An 18,603-nucleotide genomic window follows, 5' to 3' on the forward strand; every position below is an offset into this window, starting at 1 on the left:
CCCGATTCTAGGTTCCGGGCCGCCGGGCCGGAATCGGACACCAGGGCCTGGGACCTGGGACCGTCGGTCCTGGCACCGCCGGGCCTCGGGCTCCCGGACCCGGCACTCCCGGTCCTGGCACCGCCGGACCCCGGACTGCCGGACCCGGGACTCCCGGTCCTCGTGCACCCGGACCCCGGACTGCCGGCCCTGGGACACCCGGACCCCTGGCTCTCCGGCCCTTGGCCCTCGAACCCCTGAACCCCAAGCACCACCCCCCGTACCGTGTCCGCCATGAGTGACATCACCGACTACTGGTCCTCGCCGTCCGACCGCCCGGTGCACGGTGCGCTCGGTCGCTGCGATCTCACCGTCCTCCTGCCCCCGTTCGCCCGGGACGTCCATGACCTGGCGGCCAACGACCCCGTGAGCGCACGGGAGTTCGCGGCCTCCTTCGGGAGTGTGGAGGAGGTGCTCGCGGAGCTGGGGGAGCGCGCCGCGATCGAGACGCCGCACTTTCCGGCCGAGCGGTCGGATCTCGACGTGGTGCTGGCCGGGGCGTGGGGGAGCGTGCTCGGGGTCAGTGATCTCGCGCTCGCCGACGACGGCAACGACGAGCCGCTGCGCCGCGAGGCGGGGCGGCTGCGCGAACGGTTCCCGGACGCGCGGATCTTCGGGCGGGTGTCGTTCGACCGAGGCGACTCGCACACCGAGGACCTCGTGTGGCTGCCGGACGGCACGCTGTTCCACGCGTCCGGCTGGCCCGGCATGGACCCGTGGGAGCTGACCGGGGATCCGTACGAGGTGGCGGCCGCGCTCGGGATCACGGACGCGATGCTCGCGGGCGCCGACCTCGACCTGGACGACGACCCGGAGCAGGTGGAGTGGGCCGACCTCGTCTCGCTGGCGCTGGGCGACGCCGACCCGTGGACCCGGCCGCGGCACCGGGTGAGTGCCTTCCGGGTCCGGCGCACGGAGTCGCACACCCTCCGCATGGAGGAGCTGTTCCTTCCGGATGTGTGACAACTCGCCTGGTTCTTCGCTGGATTGACACGCCGATACGGGCATGACCCTGTCATGTCTGACGGTCGTGCGGTCTAGGGTGAAACGGGGCGGCGCCAACGTCACGGGGGCCTCGCGCGCCGCCCCCTCACCCCCTCAACGCCCCCACAGCGAGGGAAGGCACGACATTTGAACAGGGCGAAGAGCAGGATGACGAACAGGGAGATACGCATACCCCGGCGGTGGCGGCTGGTCGCGCGCTTCGCGGCCGCGCTCGGTCTCGCCGGGGCCGTCACCCTCACCGGACTCCCCGGTGTCCCGGTCCACGACTCCGCCGCCGTCCCCACCTCGGCCAAGCTGCGCCCGGGGACCGGTCAGCGGTGCGACACCAAGCACCTGAACAAGAGCTACGGCAGCACCCCGTCGAACTCCGGCTTCCCCACCACCGCCGGCACCAACTTCGACAAGTGGAACGGCGACCCGAAGAACTTCAACTACCCGCTCCCGGGCAAGGCGTTCGACGGACTGAAGACGCCCACCGCGGCCGAGAAGGCGAAGGCGCTCTCCAAGGTCCCGGGCGACCCGGTGAAGAACGTCGAGGCGTGGAAGAAGCAGGCCGCGGCGACGGGTGACCCCGCCGACAAGGCCATGGAGATCTACGCCCGCTACCTGGAGAAGCAGCGCTCGCAGAGCTTCGAGCGCTGGTTCGACAAGACGTACATCCGCAACGAGATCAACCTCAACAAGGGCGCCGGCTTCGAGGCGCGCCTGGTCCGGGACTTCCAGCTGGTCGGCCCCGACTGGCTGTGCGAGGTCTACGTCGACATCTTCGACGAGAACGGCAACAAGGTCGCCACGCGCAAGTACGACGCGTACAACCAGCGCACCAAGGAATTCAACGAGTTCAAGTCCAACAGCACGCTGACCAAGAAGCAGCTGGGCAACGACCGGGTCATCGCGAAGTCGATGCCCGACCACACCTTCCGCTACACCGGCGCCAAGAACTTCGACGCCCGGCAGCGCAAGCTGATCGACGACTTCAACCGTGACGTCGAGCAGATGCGGCCCGGCAAGACCAACCAGGTCCGCGGCTTCCAGCGGCAGTACAACGCGATCCCGCAGACCAAGCCGATCCGCGGCTACTCGCGCTACGACACCTGGTTCGCGCCCGGCTGCCAGGGCGGCCCGGCCGGACAGCCGCAGCTCGCGGCCGCCGGCAACTGCGGCACCCGCGGCCCGCTCAACGACCGCGTCAACGGCTCCGGCCGCACCCTGAACGAGGCCCGGCAGATCCAGGCCGAGGCCCGCCGGCTCGACACCCGCGGCACCCTGCCGCGCGGAGGCCCGGGCGGCGTCGACTTCACCACCCTCGAACTGCGCTACGTCGGCGGCCTCGCCAAGGGCAAGGGCATGCAGTACTCGATGAAGGCCGACATGATGCCCGACCCGGACGAGAACCCGGGCTACGGCGGCCAGGAGAAGATGCAGCTCGCGTCCGACGCGCTGTTCACCTGGCTGGCGCTGACGCCGGACAAGTTCTGGGTCAACCTGAACCCGGACGAGCCCGACCGCGTCATGGACGCCAAGTTCGCCAGCACCGACGCCGGCCGCGTCCTCCTGGAGGCCGACCTCCAGATGAAGCACGACTTCTACAAGGCCATGGACCCCAAGACCGAGCTCGGCAAGCGCTACTGGGCGGCCCTGCCCAAGCAGAACGGCAACCCGTGCATGCCGGGCCTGCGGAACTGGATCGAGCCCAAGCCCGCCCAGGTGCGCGAGCAGGACGGCGGCGTCTACATCCTCGACGCCCCGCTGGCACTGAAGTCCACCGCGCAGAAGACCGTCACCCACGGTCCCGGTGAGCCGATCTGCGACCCGAGCGACGCCGAGATCAAGGCCGCGCAGAAGGTCGTCGACGCGATGATCGTCCCCGAGGTCGAGAAGATCATCAACACCGCACCGCAGTACGCCGACCTGCGCCGCGTCTACACCTCCCGGGTCGCCGCCGAGTGGATCCGGCAGCAGGACGCCAAGCAGGAGTCCGACTTCCGGAAGATCATCAACAGCGGCGACGTCAAGCGCTGGCCGCTGCGCGCGCCCAACCAGAACTGGGACAAGGACGAGCTCTTCAAGCGCTACCGGAAGATCTTCACGGAGGGCGAGTTCACGTACGACATCGACACCGACCACGGCGTCACGGTCTACATCGTCGGCGGCGTCGACTTCTCCCGGCAGCCCAAGAAGAACATCAGCAAGACCCGCTTCACCACCGAGAACCGCACCCTCGACACCACCACCCGGACGTCGATGCAGTCGGACGACACCTCGTACCGCGACACCGACACCCTCTACCTCGGCGGCGACTCCTCCGGCGACACCAGCGGCGGCACCCCGACGCCCAAGCCCACCGAGCCCAAGCCGACCGGGCAGCCCACCCACCCGGGCACCCCGACCGCCCAGCCCTCGCACGGCCAGACCCCGGCGCCGGGCGAGACACCGAAGGGCCCGGGCGGCGACCTCGCCCGCACCGGCTCCGACACGCCCGTCGGCACCATCGCGGGCATCGCCGCGGCGGTGATCGTCGCCGGGGCGGGCCTGGTGTGGTGGATGCGCAGGCGCAGGAACGGCACCGCCTGACGGCCTGAGTGACCCTCAGCGCACCCGGGGGCCCGGCCCGCGTCACGCGGGCCGGGCCCTTTGTGCGTTACGCGCCGTCCTCCGCGTCCAGCGCCAGCGCCGCCCCCACCAGGCCGATGTGGCTGAACGCCTGCGGGAAGTTGCCCAGCTGCCGGCCCGCCACCGGGTCGTACTCCTCCGCGAGGAGACCCACGTCGCTGCACAGCCCCACGAGCCGCTCGAACAGCTCCCGCGCCTCCTTCACCCGCCCGGTCAGCCGCAGCGCGTCCGCCAGCCAGAACGAGCACACCAGGAACGTGCCCTCCTCGCCCGGCAGTCCGTCCACCGCACTCCCGGGCCCCGGCGCCCCGGCCCCGGGCCCCGGCGGCCCCGTCCTCAGCCCGGCCCGCAGCGCCGGCCCCGCCCCCGGCGCCGAGTAGCGGCGCACCAGACCGCCCTGCATCAGTTCCGCCCGCACCGCGTCGACCGTGCCCACCACCCGCGGGTCGTCCGGCGGCAGGAAGCCCACCCGGGGGATGAGGAGCGTCGCCGCGTCCAGCTCGGCCGAGCCGTACGCCTGGGTGAAGGTGTTGCGCTCCGGGTCGAAGCCCTTCACGCACACCTCCGCGTGGATCTCGTCGCGCATCGTCCGCCAGCGCGCCGCGTCGCCCGGCAGCGACGGATCGGCCTCCAGCGTGCGCACCGCCCGGTCGGCCGCCACCCAGGCCATCACCTTGGAGTGCACGAAGTGGCGGCGCGGTCCGCGCACCTCCCACAGCCCCTCGTCGGGCTCGCGCCAGGTCGACTCCAGGAAGCCGAGCAGGCTCAGCTGGAGGTTCCAGGCGTGCCGCTGGGCCGGGATGCCGGCCTCCCGCGCCCGGTTCAGGGAGTCCATCACCTCGCCGTAGACGTCGATCTGGAGCTGGTCGACGGCCGCGTTCCCGGTCCGCACCGGAGCGGAGTCGGCGTAGCCGCGCAGCCAGGGCAGCACCGTCTCGGGCAGCCTGCGCTCGCCGGCCGGCCCGTACATGATCTGGAGGTCGGCCGGGTCGCCGGCCACCGCGCGCAGCAGCCAGTCGCGCCAGGCCGCCGCCTCCTCGACGTACCCGGTGGAGAGCAGCGCGTCGAGGGTGAAGGCGGAGTCGCGCAGCCAGCAGGCCCGGTAGTCCCAGTTGCGCACACCGCCGAGGTCCTCGGGCAGGGAGGTGGTGGGCGCGGCGACGATGCCGCCGGTCGGGGCGTAGGTGAGCGCCTTCAGGGTGATGAGCGAGCGGACGACCGCGTCCCGGTAGGTGCCCTCGTAGGTGCAGCGGGCGGCCCACTCGCGCCAGTCGGCGAGCGACTGCTCCAGGGCCTCGAAGGGGTCGACGAGATCCGGGCGCGGCTCGTGCGAGGGATGCCAGGTGAGCACGAAGGCGACCTTCTCGCCGGCCGCGACGGTGAAGCTGGAGCAGGTCGCGAACTGCTGCCCCCACGTCTTCACCGGCGGCTCGCTGCGCAGCCATACGGAGTCGGGCCCGGCGACCGCCACCCGGTGGCCGTCGGCGCGGCGCACCCACGGCACGATCGAGCCGTAGTCGAAGCGCAGCCGCAGCGCCCCGCTCATCTCCACGCTGCCGCTGACGCCCTCGACGATCCGGATGACGTCGGGCGCCCGGTCGCGCTGCGGCATGAAGTCGACGACCTTGACCGTGCCCGTACGGGTCTCCCAGTACGTCTCCAGGACCAGGCTGTCCTCGGCGTAGCGCCGGGTCGTGCAGCTCGTGGCGCCCTTGGGGGCGAGGCGCCAGTGGCCGTTGTTCTCGTCGCCGAGGAGGGCGGCGAAGCAGGCGGCGGAGTCGAAGCGGGGCAGACACAGCCAGTCGATCGACCCGTCGCGGCCGACGAGCGCGGCGGTCTGGAGATCGCCGATGAGGGCGTAGTCGTCGATACGTTGCGTCACGCTTTGGGCTGTTCCCGGAAGCGGCGACGGTCAATCAGGAGGGAACGGGAGCGCGGCGGGTCAGACGGCCGCGGCGGCCGGTTCCGGCGTTCCGTCCGGGGCGTCGGCGCCGCGGGCCGCGGCCTCCCGGTCGCGCCGCTCGCGGCGGGCCAGGACGACCCAGCCCACGGGCACGCCGACGGCGAACAGCCACCACTGCACGGCGTACGCCATGTGGGGGCCGATCGACTCGTGGTCGGGTCCGGGGATCAGCTCGGGCGAGCCGCCGGCCGGCTCGGGAGCGGCCTGCTCGATGTAGCCGCCGAGGACGGTGCGGCCGGTCAGCGCGGCCTGCTGGGCGCTGTTGATCAGCATGACCTGACGGTCCGGCAGGCCCTTGAGGTCCTTGATGCCGCTGGCGCCGCTGGTCTCGTCGGCCATCAGCCGCCCGGTGACGGTGACCCGGCCCTTCGGCGCGGGCGGCACCTTCGGGTAGGCGCGCTGGTCGTCGGCGGCCGGGATCCAGCCGCGGTTGACCAGGACGAGCTTGCCGTCCGCGAGGACGAGCGGCGTCAGGACGTGGACGCCGACGCTGTCGTCGGAGGAGGTGCGGCGGCGCACGACGACCTCGTGCGCGGTGTCGAAGGTGCCGGTGGCGGAGACCTGGCGCCAGTAGTCGGCGCGCGGCACGGTGTGCCCGGGTGAGGTCAGCTGCTCGACGGGGACCGGCTCCGCCGCCAGGTTGTCCGCGATCAGGGTGTTCTGGGCGACCCGGCTCTCGTGCCGGTGGAACTGCCAGAAGCCCAGCTTGATCATCACGGGGATGAGCAGGACGGCGATGAGGGTGAGGATCACCCACTGCCGGGACAACAGGAAGCGGTACACCCCATGACGGTACATCTTGGCCTCATGGGGTGACCGCAGGGGGTTCCGGTCGCCGGCGAGCGGCCGGAGGATCGTTTCGCCGGACGGTGTGGACGCTCACGGCTTGCCGGTAGGCGCACCGCCCCGGCACTCACACCTTGTCGACGATGCCCACCTTCCCCTCGGCGCGGGCGCAGTGACCGCCGCAGTACCAGTGGCCCTCCACCTCGACGCCCTGTCCGATGACCTGGACCCGGCAGTGCTCGCAGATGGGCGCCATGCGGTGGATGGCGCAGGCGAAGCAGTCGAAGACGTGCACCGCGCCCTGCGCGTGCACCTCGAAGGACATGCCGTAATCGTTTCCGCAGACCTCACAACGTGCCATGCGCCACAGGGTGGCGCCAGGCACGGCGGAAGAACGGGCGGCACGCCCGGTTTCCGCGGGTGCGTCACCCGTCCGCCGGGGCCACGTCCCGCAGCAGCTGGGTGTACGCGGCCTCGTCGACGATCGGCGTGCCGAAGGACTTGGCCTTGACGGTCTTGGAGGTGGCCGCGTCGGGGTCGTTGGTGACGAGCAGGCTGGTGAGCCGCGACACACTCGACGCGACGTGCAGGCCCGCCTCGACCGTGCGGTCCTCGAGGAGCTCGCGGTCGATGGAGGTGTCGCCGGAGAACGCCACCCGCATGCCCTGTTTGAGCGGTTTGTCCGACTCGTAACGTCCGGGGTTCGGATGCGGGCACGCCGGCCGCTTCCGCGAGGGCCGCCAGCCGTTCGTCCGGTACGACGCCTGGTAGCCGATCCGCGGCTGCGCGGGCGCCGACGCCCACTCGGTCAGCGGACGGCATTCGAGCAGCGGCAGCCGCACGCCCCGCTCGGCGGCCGCGTGCAGGCTCGGCCGGAACGCCTCGGCGAGCACCCGGGCGTCGTCCAGCGCGTCGTGCGCCCGCTGCTGCACCACGCCGAAGTGCGCGGCCAGCGACTCCAGCTTGTGGTTGGGCAGCGGCAGCGACAGCTCCTTGGACAGCGCGATCGTGCACAGCCGCTGCCGCACCGGCGCGGTGGCCTCGGCGCGCGCGTACTCACGGGCGATCATCTGCCAGTCGAACATCGCGTTGTGCGCGACCAGGACCCGGCCGTCGAGACGGGCCGAGAACTCCTCGGCGATCTCCGGGAAGAGCGGCGCGCCGGCCAGCATGTCGCTGGTCAGCCCGTGGATCCACACCGGCCCCGGATCCCGCTCGGGGTTGACCAGGGTGTACCAGTGGTCCTCCACGTTGCCCTGCGCGTCCAGCCGGTAGACGGCAGCCGACACTATCCGGTCGTCGCGGGCGAGGCCGGTGGTCTCCACGTCGACGACCGCGTACCCCTGTGGGTAGGCGGCCGGCCACGTCGCTGCTGTCGTACGGTCGTCGAGCATGGTCACTGAGAATACGGGCCCGCACCGACAGCGTGGTCCCCGGTGTCCGGTTCATGGCCAAAAGTCGGCTCCGGTCGGGCCGGCAGCCGCCCGGCCCTTCGCGATCCCCCAGCCCAGAGCGGCCACGAGGTCACCGGCCGCGGCCGGTTGGAGACCGCAGCCGTCCACCGGGCCGGGCAGCAGCCGGTAGACCGTGCCCGTCGCCCCGGCCGGGACGACGTCGCCGTCGAGCAGCGCCAGGAACGCGTGCCGGCCCGCGGCGGCCCGTGCGGCGAGCGCCGGGCCGCCGTCGTCGTCGGCCGGGCGCCGGCGCTCGGGCGCGGCGCCGGTCCGGATCCGGTCCGCGAAGCGCGCCACCGGCTCGCCGTCGCCCCGCCGGTACTCCCACACCTCGTCGGGCAGCGCACCCCGCCCGCGCCGGAGCACGGTCACCGCGTCCGTACCGGCGGCCGCCTGCCAGACCGCCAGGTCCCACAGGGTGGTGCGGCCCGCGGCGAAGTAGCCGTACAGATCGCGGCCCACCCGGCCCAGGTCGGCGGTGTGCGCGTCGACGTCCTGGAAGCCCTCGGCGGCGGGCAGATGCAGATCCGTCCACAGGAAGGTGCGCCGAGCCAGGTCGACGATCAGGGGGGGACATGGATGACGGCGTCGCCCGTGAGGTCGTAGCGCTGCCGCACCGTCCGCGGGTCGTACACCGCGTCCCTCCCCTCCGGGGAGGGAAGGGCCCCGCGAGGTCCGCGTCGAGCACGGCCACGTCGAAGCGCGGCGCCGCCGCGAGCCGGCGCAGCGCCTCCGCCTCCAGGAGCGCGCACACCTCGGCGGTGAGCGCGGCCGGCAGCGGCGCCCGGGTGTCGTCCAGTGCGTAGGCATGGGTGACCCGGCCGTGCGGGAGGAGCACCCGCCGCCCGCCCGGCAGATGGCGGATCCGCAGCCGGCTCGCATCGACGTGCCTGCGCATCGACGTGCCTGCCCATCGACGTGTGTCCGCATCGGCGTGCCTCCGCATCACCTCGCCGGCGGTGCCACGTGGTGCAGCAGCCCCGCCACCAGCGCCTGTACCACCGTCGCGAACAGGGCCTCCGTGTCGACCGGCGCGGCGAGCGCGCGGGCGAGCCCGGGGTCCGGCTCGGCCGTGCCGGCGGTCGCCTCGTCCGCCCACAGTTCGGTCTCGGCGGGGGACTGGGCGGGCGCGCGCTCGCGGTTGCGCTCGACGAGGACGTGGCCGACGACCTGGAACTGGACCGCGCGCACGAGTTCGGCGGCCCGCGCGCCGCGCAGGCCGGCGGCGTGGGCCTCGTGGACGAGGGCGCGCTGGGCGGGCAGGAACATGCGTTCCGTGAGGCCGCGTTCGTGGACCAGGGCGACCAGGTGCGGGCGGTCGCGCAGGGCGCGGCGGAGCAGCAGGGCGACGGAGACGATCCGCTCGGCCGGGCCGGCGCCGTGCGGGCGCAGCGTGCCGAGGTCGGCGACGGTGCGTTCGACGAGGGCGTCGAGGAGCGACTCGCGGTTGCCGACGTGCCAGTAGATCGAGGTGACGGCGGTGCCGAGTTCGGCGGCGAGCCGGCGCATGGTGAGGGCGGCCGGGCCGTGCTCCCTGACCAGGGCGGCCGCCGTGTCCAGGACCTCGTCGCGGGTCAACGCGCTGCGTGCCATCCGATCAGTCCCCCAACTCCCGTGTGTGCACGGCTCTTTACCCCTCGGGCGGGTCGGTGTAACTGTGTTACAGGCCGATACCTTCCCGCATTCCCGAAGGGTGGTACGTCATGGCACGAGTACGGTACGGGGCGCGCAGCGCGGCGGAGCTGGCCGCGACGCGCGAGAAGAGCGCCGGGCTCCCCGACATCTGGTCCACCGGGGTCGTCGCCGTCTGGGAGACCGACCCGGACGTGGTCGCGGCCGTCCTGCCGCCGCCGCTGAAGCCCACCGCGCGCCCGCTGGTCCGCGCCAACATCAGCAAGGTCGACCTGCCCGGCTATCCGCTCGGCGCCGGCTCCGTCGCCGTCGCCGCCGCCCACGGCGCCACCGAGGGCTGGTACCCGCTGGTCATGCCGATGACCCACGAACGCGCCCTGACCGGTGGGCGCGAGGTCTTCGGCGAGCCGAAGAAGCTCGGCGAGGTCCTCGTCGAGCGCGACGGAATGGTCGTTCGCTCCTCCCTGGCCCGGCACGGCATCGCCTTCGTCGAGGTGCGCGGCGCGGTCTCCGGCGCGCTGCCGCTGCCCGAGCCCACCGAGAAGACTGACTTCTACTTCAAGTTCCTGCCCGCGGTCGACGGCTCGGGCTTCGACGGCGACCCGGTCCTCGTGCACTGCCTGCGCAACGAGAAGGTGCGCAGGCTGGAGCGGGTCACCGGCGACGTCGTGCTGCGCGAGTCGATGTTCGATCCGGTGGCCGATCTGCCGGTGCGCCGGCTCGTCGAGATCACCATCGGCGAGAAGACCACCGACCAGCGCGGCCGGGTCGTCGAACGGGTCAGCGCCGAGTCCCTGCTGCCGTACCTCCACCAGCGCTACGACGACCCGCAGCAGGCCCTCGACGCCCCGCCCGAGGGCTCCGTGCCCGAGGGCTCCGCGCCCCAGGGTTCCGCGAAGGGGAGCGTCTGATGGAACTGCGCGAGGGACAGGTCGCCGTCGTCACCGGCGCCGCCAGCGGCATCGGACTGGCCATGGCCCGCCGCTTCGCCGCCGAGGGCCTCGCGGTCGTCCTCGGCGACGTCGAGGAGGCGCCGCTGGCCAAGGCCGCCGAGGAGCTGATCGAGGGCGGGGCGCAGATCCTCGCCCGGACCGTCGACGTCAGCGACGCCGGCTCCGTACGGGCCTTCGCCGACGCCGCGTACGACACCTTCGGCGCCGTCCATGTGCTGTGCAACAACGCGGGCGTCGGCTCCGGGGCCGAGGGCCGCATGTGGGAGCACGAGCCCAACGACTGGAAGTGGGCCTTCGCGGTCAACGTGTGGGGCGTCTTCCACGGCATCCAGGCGTTCGTGCCGCGGATGCTCGCGGCCGGCGGGCCCGGCCACGTCGTCAACACCTCCTCCGGCGACGGCGGCATCGCCCCGCTGCCCACCGCCTCCGTCTACGCGGTCACCAAGTCCGCCGTCGTCACCATGACCGAGTCGCTCTACGCGCACCTGAAGGCGGAGCGGGCGCCGGTCGGTGCCTCCGTGCTCTTCCCCGGTCCGCACATGCTGCGCACCGGACTGTGGGAGTCGCACCGCAACCGGCCGGAGCGGTACGCCAAGCAGCGGCCGCGCAGGACCCCGTACCGCAGCCTCGACCAGTGGGAGGCCGCCATGAAGGACGCCGGGCACGAGGTCGCCTTCACGCCGGTCGAGGAGGTCGCCGGGCACGTCGTCGACGGGATCCGGGCGGACCGCTTCTGGATGCTCCCGGCGAGCGAGCACAGCGACCGGCAGATCAGGGCGCGTTCGCAGTCGATGCTCGACCGCGCCAACCCGTCGTACCTGGAGAGCTTCATCCTCGACTGAGGGGCCGTGATGACCGACTCGAACGACCCGTACCTGATCATCTCGTCCGACTGCCATGCCGGGCTGCCCACCGAGCAGTACCGGCCCTACCTCGACTCCCGCCACCACCGCGCCTTCGACGAGTTCCTCGCCGGGCAGGGCGCCCGCCGCGAGGCCATGACCCGGCTCGGGGTGCGCAACGAGGACTTCGCGAACAAGTGGTTCACCGACCACGAGGACGGGCTGCGCGGCGGCTGGGACGCGGCGCAGCGGATGAAGGAGCTCGACGGCGACGGCGTGGCCGCCGAGGTCGTCTTCCCCGACGCGGACGCCGTCGACAGCCAGACCGCCGCGCCCTTCGGCGTCGGCCTCGGGCTCTCCGGCGACCAGGACCCGGAGCTCGGCATGGCGGGCGCGCGGGCGCACAACCGCTGGCTCGCCGACTTCGTGGCGCAGAACCCGGCCCGGCACTGCGGGGTGGCGCTGCTCCCCGTCACCGCCGAGCCGGCCGAGGTGGTCGCCGAGATCCACCGGGCCAGGGAGTCCGGGCTCGGCGCGCTGATGATCCCGTCCATGTGGGTGGACAAGCCGCCCTACCACGACCGGCGTTACGACCCGGTGTGGGCGGCGGCCGCCGAGACCGGGATGCCCGTGGTCACCCACTCGGGCGCGGCGCCGCGCCAGGAGTACGGCGACCACCTCGGGATCTACGTCTCCGAGGTGACCTGGTGGCCGGCCCGGCCGCTGTGGTTCCTGCTGTGGTCCGGGGTGTTCGAGCGGCACCCGGGGCTGCGCTTCGGGATCGCCGAGTCCGGCTGCTGGTGGCTGCCGAACCTGCTGTGGTTCATGGACCGGCTCTACCTGGGCGCGCACGGCGGCAAGAAGCTGTCCCCGTTCGCGGAGCTGAAGCGGCCGCCGAGCGAGTACCTGGACCGGCAGGTGTTCATCTGCGCGACCAACACCAAGCGGCGGGAGCTGGCGCAGCGCTACGAGATCGGCGTCGACAACATCCTGTGGGGCTCCGACTTCCCGCACCCGGAGGGCACCTGGCCGAACACCCGGGCGTGGCTGCGGAACACCTTCCACGACATCCCGGTGGCGGAGACGCGGCGGATCCTCGGGCTGGCCGCCGCGGAGGTCTTCGGATTCGATCTCCGAATACTGGATCCGATATCCAAGCGGATCGGCCCCACTCCCGCCGACCTCGGCCAGCCCGCCGACCAGGCCGCCGTCGAGGCCTCCTGGGCCCGCTCCCGCGAGGTCGGCCGCCACTGGCTCACCGACCACGACTTCCCGGTCCTGGGGGTGAACCCATGAGTCCCGAAGCCACCGACCGCTACACCGTCATCTCCGCCGACTGCCACGCCGGCGCCGACCTCCTCGACTACAAGCCGTACCTGGACAAGCGCCATCACGACGACTTCGACGCCTGGGCGGCCGGCTACGTCAACCCGTACGAGGACCTGCTCGCCGACACCGCCGACCGCAACTGGAACTCCAAGCGCCGCCTGAGCGAGCTGGAGGCGGACGGCGTCGTCGCCGAGGTCGTCTTCCCCAACACCATCCCGCCGTTCTTCCCCAAGGCGTCCCTGATGGCCCAGCCGCCGACCCGGGCCGAGTACGAGCGGCGCTGGGCCGGACTCCAGGCGCACAACCGCTGGCTCGCCGACTTCTGCGCGGACGCCCCCGGGCGCCGCGCGGGCGTGGCGCAGATCCTGCTCAACGACGTGGACGCGGCCGTCGCCGAGATCCGCCGCACCCGCGAGGCGGGACTCACCGGCGGCATCCTGCTGCCCGGCGTCCCGCCCGGCTCGACGGTCCCGGAGCTGTACTCCGAGACCTACGACCCGATCTGGGCGGTCTGCGCCGAGCTCGGCGTCCCGGTCAACCACCACGGCGGCTCCGCCTCGCCGCCGCTCGGCGACGAACCGGCCGCCCGGGCGGTGTTCATGGTGGAGACCACCTGGTTCTCGCACCGGGCCCTGTGGCACCTGATCTTCGGCGGCGCCTTCCGGCGCCACCCGGGGCTGAAGCTGGTGCTCACCGAGCAGGGCTCGGGCTGGATCCCCGGCGTCCTGCGGATGCTGGACTACTACCACGGCCGGCTCGTCGCGGCCTCGGCCCCCGTGGCCCCGACCGCGGAGTCCAAGTTCGGCGTCGGGCTCGCCGAGTCCATGGGCCGGGGGCCGAGCGAGGTCTGGCGCGACAACTGCTTCGTCGGCGCGAGCTTCATGCGGCCGCACGAGGTGCCGCTGCGCGAGGAGATCGGCCTCGACAAGATCATGTGGGGCACCGACTACCCGCACGACGAGGGCACCACGCCCTACTCCCGCGAGGGCCTGCGGATCGCCTACGCCGGCCTGCCCCGGGAGGAGGTCGCGGCCATGGTGGGCGGCAACGCCGCCCGCGTCTACGGCTTCGACCTCGCCCACCTCGACACCCTCGCCGCCGTCCACGGCCCGACCGTCGAGGAGATCGCCCGTCCGCTCACCGAGGTCCCGGCCGGCGCCACCAGCCCGGCCTTCGCGAAGGGCGGGTCGGTCCGCGTCTGGTGACCCGCCGGGTGCGACCCTCCAGGGGTGACCGAAGCCCCCGCCCCCGTCCCCGTCCCCGCACACGACGAGGCCCACGGCGGCGGCCTCGGCTCCCGGCTCAACTGGCTCCGGGCCGCCGTGCTCGGAGCCAACGACGGAATCGTCTCCACCGCCGGCCTCGTCGTCGGCGTGGCCGGCGCCACCGGCTCCCGCGACGCCCTGCTCACCGCGGGCCTCGCCGGCCTGCTCGCCGGCTCGATGTCGATGGCGGCGGGGGAGTACGTCTCCGTCTCCACCCAGCGCGACTCCGAGAGGGCGGCGCTCGCCAGGGAACGCCGCGAACTGCGCGAACAGCCCGAGGCCGAGCTCGCCGAACTCACCGACCTGCTCGCCCGCCGCGGCCTGACCCCCGACGTCGCGCGCGAGGCCGCCGTCCAGCTCACCGAACGCGACGCCCTGCGCGCCCACGCGCGCGTGGAGCTCGGCATCGACCCCGACGACCTCACCAACCCCTGGCACGCGGCCGGCGCCAGCTTCCTCGCCTTCACCGTCGGCGCCCTGCTCCCGCTTCTCGCGATCGTCCTGCCGCCGCCCGCCCACCGGCTCTGGGTCACGGTCGTCTCCGTCCTGGCCGCCCTCACCCTCACCGGCTGGTGGTCCGCCCGCCTCGGCGCCGCCCCGGCCGGCCGCGCCGTCACGCGCAACGTCCTCGGCGGCGCCCTGGCGATGGCGGTGACCTACGCGGCGGGGTCGCTGCTCGGCGCGGCGGGCGTGTAGCCCTTGTGAGAAGTCGCCAACGCTTGCTGACAAACAGTCTTTCTTACTTGTAAGTAATGACGTCTAGCCGTGCCCGCCCGCCGCGCCTACCGTCGTCCGCATGCCCCGTCTGCCCGATGTCGTTCTCTGGTCCATACCGGCGTTCGTCGTGCTCACCGTCCTGGAGATGGTCAGCTACCGCCTCCACCCGGACGAGGACGCCGCCGGCTACGCGGCGAAGGACGCCGCCACCAGCATCGGGATGGGGCTCGGGAGCCTCTTCTTCGACGCGCTGTGGAAGATCCCGGTCGTGGCGATCTACACCGCCGTCCACGAGCTGACGCCGCTGCGCGTGCCCGTCGTCTGGTGGACCGTCCTCCTGATGCTGCTCGCCCAGGACTTCTGCTACTACTGGCAGCACCGCGGCCACCATGTGATCCGCGTCCTGTGGGCCTGCCACGTGGTCCACCACAGCAGCCGGAAGTTCAACCTCTCCACCGCGCTGCGCCAGCCCTGGACCGGCCTCACGTCCTGGCCGTTCTACCTGCCGCTCGTCGCCCTCGGCGTGCACCCGGCGGCGCTGGCCTTCTGCTACTCGGTCAACCTCGTCTACCAGTTCTGGATCCACACCGAACGGGTCGGCAGGCTGCCGGGGCCCTTCGAGTACGTGCTCAACACGCCCTCGCACCACCGGGTCCACCACGCCTCCCAGGGCGGCTACCTGGACCGCAACTTCGGAGGAATCCTGATCGTCTGGGACCGCCTCTTCGGCTCGTTCGTGCCCGAGACCGAGCGGCCCGTCTACGGGCTCACCAAGAACATCGGCACGTACAACCCGCTGCGGGTCGCCACCCACGAGTACGCCGCCATCGCCCGCGACCTGCGCGCCGCGCGCGGCTGGGGCGAGCGGGCCGGACGGCTGCTGCGGGGACCGGGCTGGCGGCCGGGGCCGCAGGACCCGTCGCCCGGCGCCGCGCCGGAGGGAGCCGCGTGAGCCGGGTCCCGCGCGTCCTCCTGGGCGCCTTCGTCCTCGCCGCCGCCGTCGACCTGGTCTCCCTGCTCGCCGGCGCGGAGCCGGGGCACGCGGTCGCCAAGTCCCTCCTCATGCCGCTGCTCGCCGCGTACGCCGGCAGCCGGGGCGCCCCCGCGCCGCTGCTCGCCGCACTGCTCTGCGGCTGGGCCGGCGACGTCCTGCTGCTCTCCAACGCCGACGGGGCCTTCCTCGCCGGCATGGCCGCCTTCGCCGCCGGACACGTCTGCTACCTGGTCCTCTTCGGGCGCGGGCGGACGTCCCCGCTCCTCGGTCTGGGCTACGGCGTCGTGCTCGGCGTCACCGTCGCCGCGCTCTGGCCCGATCTCCCCGCCGACCTGCGGATTCCCGTGGCCGGCTACTCGCTGCTGCTCACCACGACGGCGTACCGGTCGAGCTCCTTCGGCGGGGCGGCCGGGGCGGGCGGCGCGCTGTTCCTGCTGTCCGACACGCTCATCGCCACCGGCATCGCCGGCCGGCCCCAGCTGCCCGCGCCCGGTTTCTGGGTCATGCTGACGTACATCGTGGCGCAGTACCTGCTCACGGCCGGAACCCTGCGCACGATGTACGGTGAACGTCGTACAACAGCCCCAGCGGGGCTCTGAGCACAGCAAGGAACGTCCGTCATGCGCGCCACCACCATCCACGCCCCCTTCGACATGCGCGTGGAGGAGGTGCCGGACCCCGCGGTCAAGGAGCCGACGGACGTCGTCGTCCGTGTGGTCCGCGCCTGCATCTGCGGCAGCGACCTGTGGGCCTACCGCGGCGAGTCCGCCCGGCAGCCCGGCCAGCGCATCGGCCACGAGTTCCTCGGCATCGTCGAGGAGGCGGGCGCCGAGGTGCGCGACTTCAAGGCCGGCGACCTCGTCGTCGCGCCGTTCGTCTGGTCCGACGGCCGCTGCGACTACTGCGCCGAGGGCCTCCAGACCTCCTGCCCCAACGGCGGCTTCTGGGGCTCGGTCGGCTCCGACGGCGGCCAGGGCGAGGCCGTCCGCGTCCCCTACGCCGACGGCACCCTCGTCAAGCTCCCCGCCGACGCCGCCTCCGACGACCACCTGCTCACCGCGCTCCTCGCGCTCTCCGACGTGCTGGGCACCGGCCACCACGCGGCCCTCGGCGCCGGCGTGCGCCGGGGCGCCACGGTCGCCGTCGTCGGCGACGGCGCCGTCGGCCTGTGCGGCGTGCTCGCCGCCAAGCGGCTCGGCGCCGAGCGGATCATCGCGCTCGGCCGGCACACCGCCCGCACCGACATCGCCCGCGCCTTCGGCGCCACCGACGTCGTCGCCGAGCGCGGCGAGGCCGCCGAGGACGCCGTGCGCGAACTCACCGGCGGCCACGGCGCCCACGCCGTCATCGAGGCCGTCGGCACCGAGCAGTCCATGCGCACCGCCGTGAACATCACCCGCGACGGCGGCGCCATCGGCTACGTCGGCGTCCCGCACGGCTCCGGCACCGGCCTCGACCTCTCGGTCATGTTCGACCGCAACATCGCCCTGCGCGGCGGCGTCGCCCCCGTCCGCGCCTACATCCCCGAGCTGCTCCCGGACGTCCTCGACGGCACCATCGACCCCTCCCCGGTCTTCGACCTGACCGTCGGCCTCGACGGCGTCCCCGGCGGCTACCGCGCGATGGACGAGCGCACGGCCCTCAAGGTCCTCGTCAAGCCGTAAGCCACTCCGGCGCGTCCCCGCCCTGTACGCCCGGCGGGCGCGACCAGCCCGCCGGGCCGCCCTCGTACGACACCGGCGACAGCGCGTGGCGCAGCCGGCCGAGCGGGCCGTCCGTCTCCGTGAGGTGACGGCCGGGCTCGTACCGCGGCAGGGTCCGGGTCAGCCAGTGGCCGGTCTGCGCGAGCGCGAGTCGGACGACCCGGGTGCCGCCCTGCTCGCGCTGTTCGGTCAGGGAGCGCAGCACGGCGGCGGCGAGCAGATAGCCGGTGCCGTGGTCCAGGGCCTGCGCCGGAAGGGTGCCCGGCTGCTCCGGCGAGCCCTCCACGGCCGCGATGCCCGTCGCCACCTGCACCAGGCTGTCGAAGCCGCGGCGCTCGCGCCAGGGCCCGTAGTCGCCCCAGGCCGAGATCCGGGCCGTCACGAGCCCCGGCCGGTGCAGGTCGAAGCGGTCGAGGGCGCCGGGCCGGTAGCCGGTCACCAGCACGTCGGCCGCGTCGAGGAGTTCGCCGAAGGCGCGCCGGTCGGACGGCCGGTCCAGGTCCAGGGCCGCGGTGCGCTTGCCGATGTCCGTGTCGGCGTGCTGGTCCGGCAGCTCGGGGTTGGCCGGCGGGTCGATCCGCAGCACGTCCGCGCCGAGCAGCGCGAGCGTCCTCGTCGCGACCGGGCCCGCGATCACCCGGGTCAGGTCGAGCACCCGCAGCGGGCGCCCCTCGCGGCCGCCCGGATGCCGCGGCGCCGCCTCGTCCAGCCGCTCCCGGGTCAGCAGCGGGCGCGCGGCCACCTGGCGGCCCTGCTCGTGCGCGGCCCACTCCTGCGGTGTGCGCAGGGCGACCGCGAGGCCCCCGGCCCCGTACACCGCGGTCTCGACCTCGACGGCCTTCCGCTCGCCGATCGCCGCCGCCACCGCCGTCACCGCCTCCACCGCATCGGATCCTGGATCCAATACGTCGGATCCAATGTCCAACGCCGACAGCAACGCCGCCCTGTGGTGCGGGTAGTTGGCGTGCGTACGGACCCAGCCGTCGGCCGCCCGCCAGAACCGGGACAGCGGCGCGAAGTTCACCGGCGCCCGCCCGTCCACCCGCAGATGCCGCTCGCTGACGAAGGCCGTGGCCACCGCCCCGTCGTCGACCCGCACCCGTCCCGGGGCCCCCGCGTGCTCCACCGCCGCGAGCCCGGCCACCGCGACCGTCGCCCGGGCCAGGTCCATCACCGGCAGCCGCGCCCCGAGCAGCCCCGCGGGACCGCCGTACGCCACCCGGCCGAGCAGGGCGGGATCGCCGCCCAGTGCCGACCACAACAACTCCGTACCCGTGTGCACTGTGTCGTCCATAGACACACAGTAGA

17 protein-coding genes are annotated in these 18,603 nt (G+C 73.2%); 10 read left to right on the forward strand and 7 right to left on the reverse strand.

From position 1 onward, the window contains the following. The first annotated feature begins 273 nt into the window (after positions 1–273). Both ACFYU9_RS31505 and ACFYU9_RS31510 read left to right on the forward strand, forming a co-directional pair. Positions 274–1,002: a DUF6333 family protein gene (locus tag ACFYU9_RS31505; protein ID WP_389216820.1), complete on the forward strand. Its 729-nt coding sequence runs from the start codon at positions 274–276 to the stop codon at positions 1,000–1,002. 189 nt (positions 1,003–1,191) lie between these two features. Then, positions 1,192–3,618: an LAETG motif-containing sortase-dependent surface protein gene (locus ACFYU9_RS31510; RefSeq protein WP_389216823.1), complete on the forward strand. Its 2,427-nt coding sequence runs from the start codon at positions 1,192–1,194 to the stop codon at positions 3,616–3,618. Between the two features lie 67 nt (positions 3,619–3,685). Here the strand turns inward: ACFYU9_RS31510 and ACFYU9_RS31515 are convergent, their stop codons facing one another. From ACFYU9_RS31515 to ACFYU9_RS31540, 6 genes are all read right to left on the reverse strand, one after another. Then, positions 3,686–5,539 carry a glycoside hydrolase family 15 protein gene (locus ACFYU9_RS31515; RefSeq protein WP_389216826.1) on the reverse strand — a complete coding sequence of 618 codons (1,854 nt, stop codon included), beginning with the start codon at positions 5,537–5,539 and terminating at the stop codon, positions 3,686–3,688. Between the two features lie 60 nt (positions 5,540–5,599). After that, positions 5,600–6,403, reverse strand: a complete 804-nt coding sequence (locus ACFYU9_RS31520) for an SURF1 family protein (RefSeq protein WP_389217023.1) — start codon at positions 6,401–6,403, stop codon at positions 5,600–5,602. A gap of 130 nt (positions 6,404–6,533) precedes the next feature. Further along, positions 6,534–6,767, reverse strand: a complete 234-nt coding sequence (locus tag ACFYU9_RS31525) for a hypothetical protein (RefSeq protein ID WP_389216829.1) — start codon at positions 6,765–6,767, stop codon at positions 6,534–6,536. 64 nt (positions 6,768–6,831) lie between these two features. Continuing rightward, the gene (locus ACFYU9_RS31530) at positions 6,832–7,806 is read right to left on the reverse strand and encodes a DEDDh family exonuclease (RefSeq protein WP_389216832.1); all 975 of its coding nucleotides are present in this window, start codon (positions 7,804–7,806) and stop codon (positions 6,832–6,834) included. Between the two features lie 45 nt (positions 7,807–7,851). Then, complete coding sequence (locus ACFYU9_RS31535; protein WP_389216834.1) at positions 7,852–8,322, reverse strand: hypothetical protein; 471 nt, start codon at positions 8,320–8,322, stop codon at positions 7,852–7,854. Positions 8,323–8,805: 483 nt separating this feature from the next. Continuing rightward, a complete protein-coding gene (locus ACFYU9_RS31540; RefSeq protein ID WP_389216837.1) occupies positions 8,806–9,453 on the reverse strand; it encodes a TetR/AcrR family transcriptional regulator in 648 nt (215 codons plus the stop codon). Between the two features lie 110 nt (positions 9,454–9,563). On the opposite strand from ACFYU9_RS31540, the gene ACFYU9_RS31545 reads away from it, so the two are divergent. From ACFYU9_RS31545 to ACFYU9_RS31580, 8 genes are all read left to right on the forward strand, one after another. Then, positions 9,564–10,403 carry an acetoacetate decarboxylase family protein gene (locus tag ACFYU9_RS31545; RefSeq protein ID WP_389216841.1) on the forward strand — a complete coding sequence of 280 codons (840 nt, stop codon included), beginning with the start codon at positions 9,564–9,566 and terminating at the stop codon, positions 10,401–10,403. Next, a complete protein-coding gene (locus tag ACFYU9_RS31550; protein WP_389216843.1) occupies positions 10,403–11,287 on the forward strand; it encodes an SDR family NAD(P)-dependent oxidoreductase in 885 nt (294 codons plus the stop codon). The genes ACFYU9_RS31545 and ACFYU9_RS31550 overlap by 1 nt, the downstream gene beginning before the upstream one ends. A 9-nt stretch (positions 11,288–11,296) precedes the next feature. Continuing rightward, positions 11,297–12,583, forward strand: a complete 1,287-nt coding sequence (locus ACFYU9_RS31555; RefSeq protein WP_389216846.1) for an amidohydrolase family protein — start codon at positions 11,297–11,299, stop codon at positions 12,581–12,583. Further along, positions 12,580–13,821 carry an amidohydrolase family protein gene (locus tag ACFYU9_RS31560; RefSeq protein WP_389216849.1) on the forward strand — a complete coding sequence of 414 codons (1,242 nt, stop codon included), beginning with the start codon at positions 12,580–12,582 and terminating at the stop codon, positions 13,819–13,821. Before ACFYU9_RS31555 ends, ACFYU9_RS31560 begins: the two co-directional genes overlap by 4 nt. A gap of 24 nt (positions 13,822–13,845) precedes the next feature. Then, positions 13,846–14,577 (forward strand): VIT family protein, encoded by a 732-nt coding sequence (locus ACFYU9_RS31565; RefSeq protein WP_389216852.1) that lies wholly within the window; start codon positions 13,846–13,848, stop codon positions 14,575–14,577. A gap of 100 nt (positions 14,578–14,677) precedes the next feature. Then, positions 14,678–15,550: a sterol desaturase family protein gene (locus ACFYU9_RS31570; RefSeq protein WP_389216855.1), complete on the forward strand. Its 873-nt coding sequence runs from the start codon at positions 14,678–14,680 to the stop codon at positions 15,548–15,550. Beyond that, entirely contained in the window at positions 15,547–16,191 is a 645-nt protein-coding gene (locus ACFYU9_RS31575) for a lysoplasmalogenase (RefSeq protein WP_389216858.1), read from the forward strand. The genes ACFYU9_RS31570 and ACFYU9_RS31575 overlap by 4 nt, the downstream gene beginning before the upstream one ends. A 21-nt stretch (positions 16,192–16,212) precedes the next feature. Next, positions 16,213–17,256, forward strand: coding sequence for a zinc-dependent alcohol dehydrogenase family protein (locus ACFYU9_RS31580; protein WP_389216861.1), 1,044 nt, complete (start codon positions 16,213–16,215; stop codon positions 17,254–17,256). Here the strand turns inward: ACFYU9_RS31580 and ACFYU9_RS31585 are convergent. Then, positions 17,246–18,589: a CoA transferase gene (locus ACFYU9_RS31585; protein WP_389216863.1), complete on the reverse strand. Its 1,344-nt coding sequence runs from the start codon at positions 18,587–18,589 to the stop codon at positions 17,246–17,248. The two genes, ACFYU9_RS31580 and ACFYU9_RS31585, sit on opposite strands and share 11 nt — an antisense overlap. Positions 18,590–18,603 lie beyond the last annotated feature (14 nt).

This window comes from Streptomyces sp. NPDC004327 (assembly GCF_042873935.1).
Lineage (GTDB): Bacteria > Actinomycetota > Actinomycetes > Streptomycetales > Streptomycetaceae > Streptomyces.

Bases quoted from the DNA above. Each gene is read 5' to 3' on its own strand.
- ACFYU9_RS31505 (WP_389216820.1), top strand. From the start codon at position 274: ATGAGTGACATCACCGACTACTGGTCCTCGCCGTCCGACCGCCCGGTG.
- ACFYU9_RS31510 (WP_389216823.1), top strand. From the start codon at position 1,192: ATGACGAACAGGGAGATACGCATACCCCGGCGGTGGCGGCTGGTCGCG.
- ACFYU9_RS31525 (WP_389216829.1), bottom strand. From the start codon at position 6,767: ATGGCACGTTGTGAGGTCTGCGGAAACGATTACGGCATGTCCTTCGAG.
- ACFYU9_RS31540 (WP_389216837.1), bottom strand. From the start codon at position 9,453: ATGGCACGCAGCGCGTTGACCCGCGACGAGGTCCTGGACACGGCGGCC.
- ACFYU9_RS31545 (WP_389216841.1), top strand. From the start codon at position 9,564: ATGGCACGAGTACGGTACGGGGCGCGCAGCGCGGCGGAGCTGGCCGCG.
- ACFYU9_RS31550 (WP_389216843.1), top strand. From the start codon at position 10,403: ATGGAACTGCGCGAGGGACAGGTCGCCGTCGTCACCGGCGCCGCCAGC.
- ACFYU9_RS31555 (WP_389216846.1), top strand. From the start codon at position 11,297: ATGACCGACTCGAACGACCCGTACCTGATCATCTCGTCCGACTGCCAT.
- ACFYU9_RS31560 (WP_389216849.1), top strand. From the start codon at position 12,580: ATGAGTCCCGAAGCCACCGACCGCTACACCGTCATCTCCGCCGACTGC.
- ACFYU9_RS31570 (WP_389216855.1), top strand. From the start codon at position 14,678: ATGCCCCGTCTGCCCGATGTCGTTCTCTGGTCCATACCGGCGTTCGTC.
- ACFYU9_RS31580 (WP_389216861.1), top strand. From the start codon at position 16,213: ATGCGCGCCACCACCATCCACGCCCCCTTCGACATGCGCGTGGAGGAG.
- ACFYU9_RS31585 (WP_389216863.1), bottom strand. From the start codon at position 18,589: ATGGACGACACAGTGCACACGGGTACGGAGTTGTTGTGGTCGGCACTG.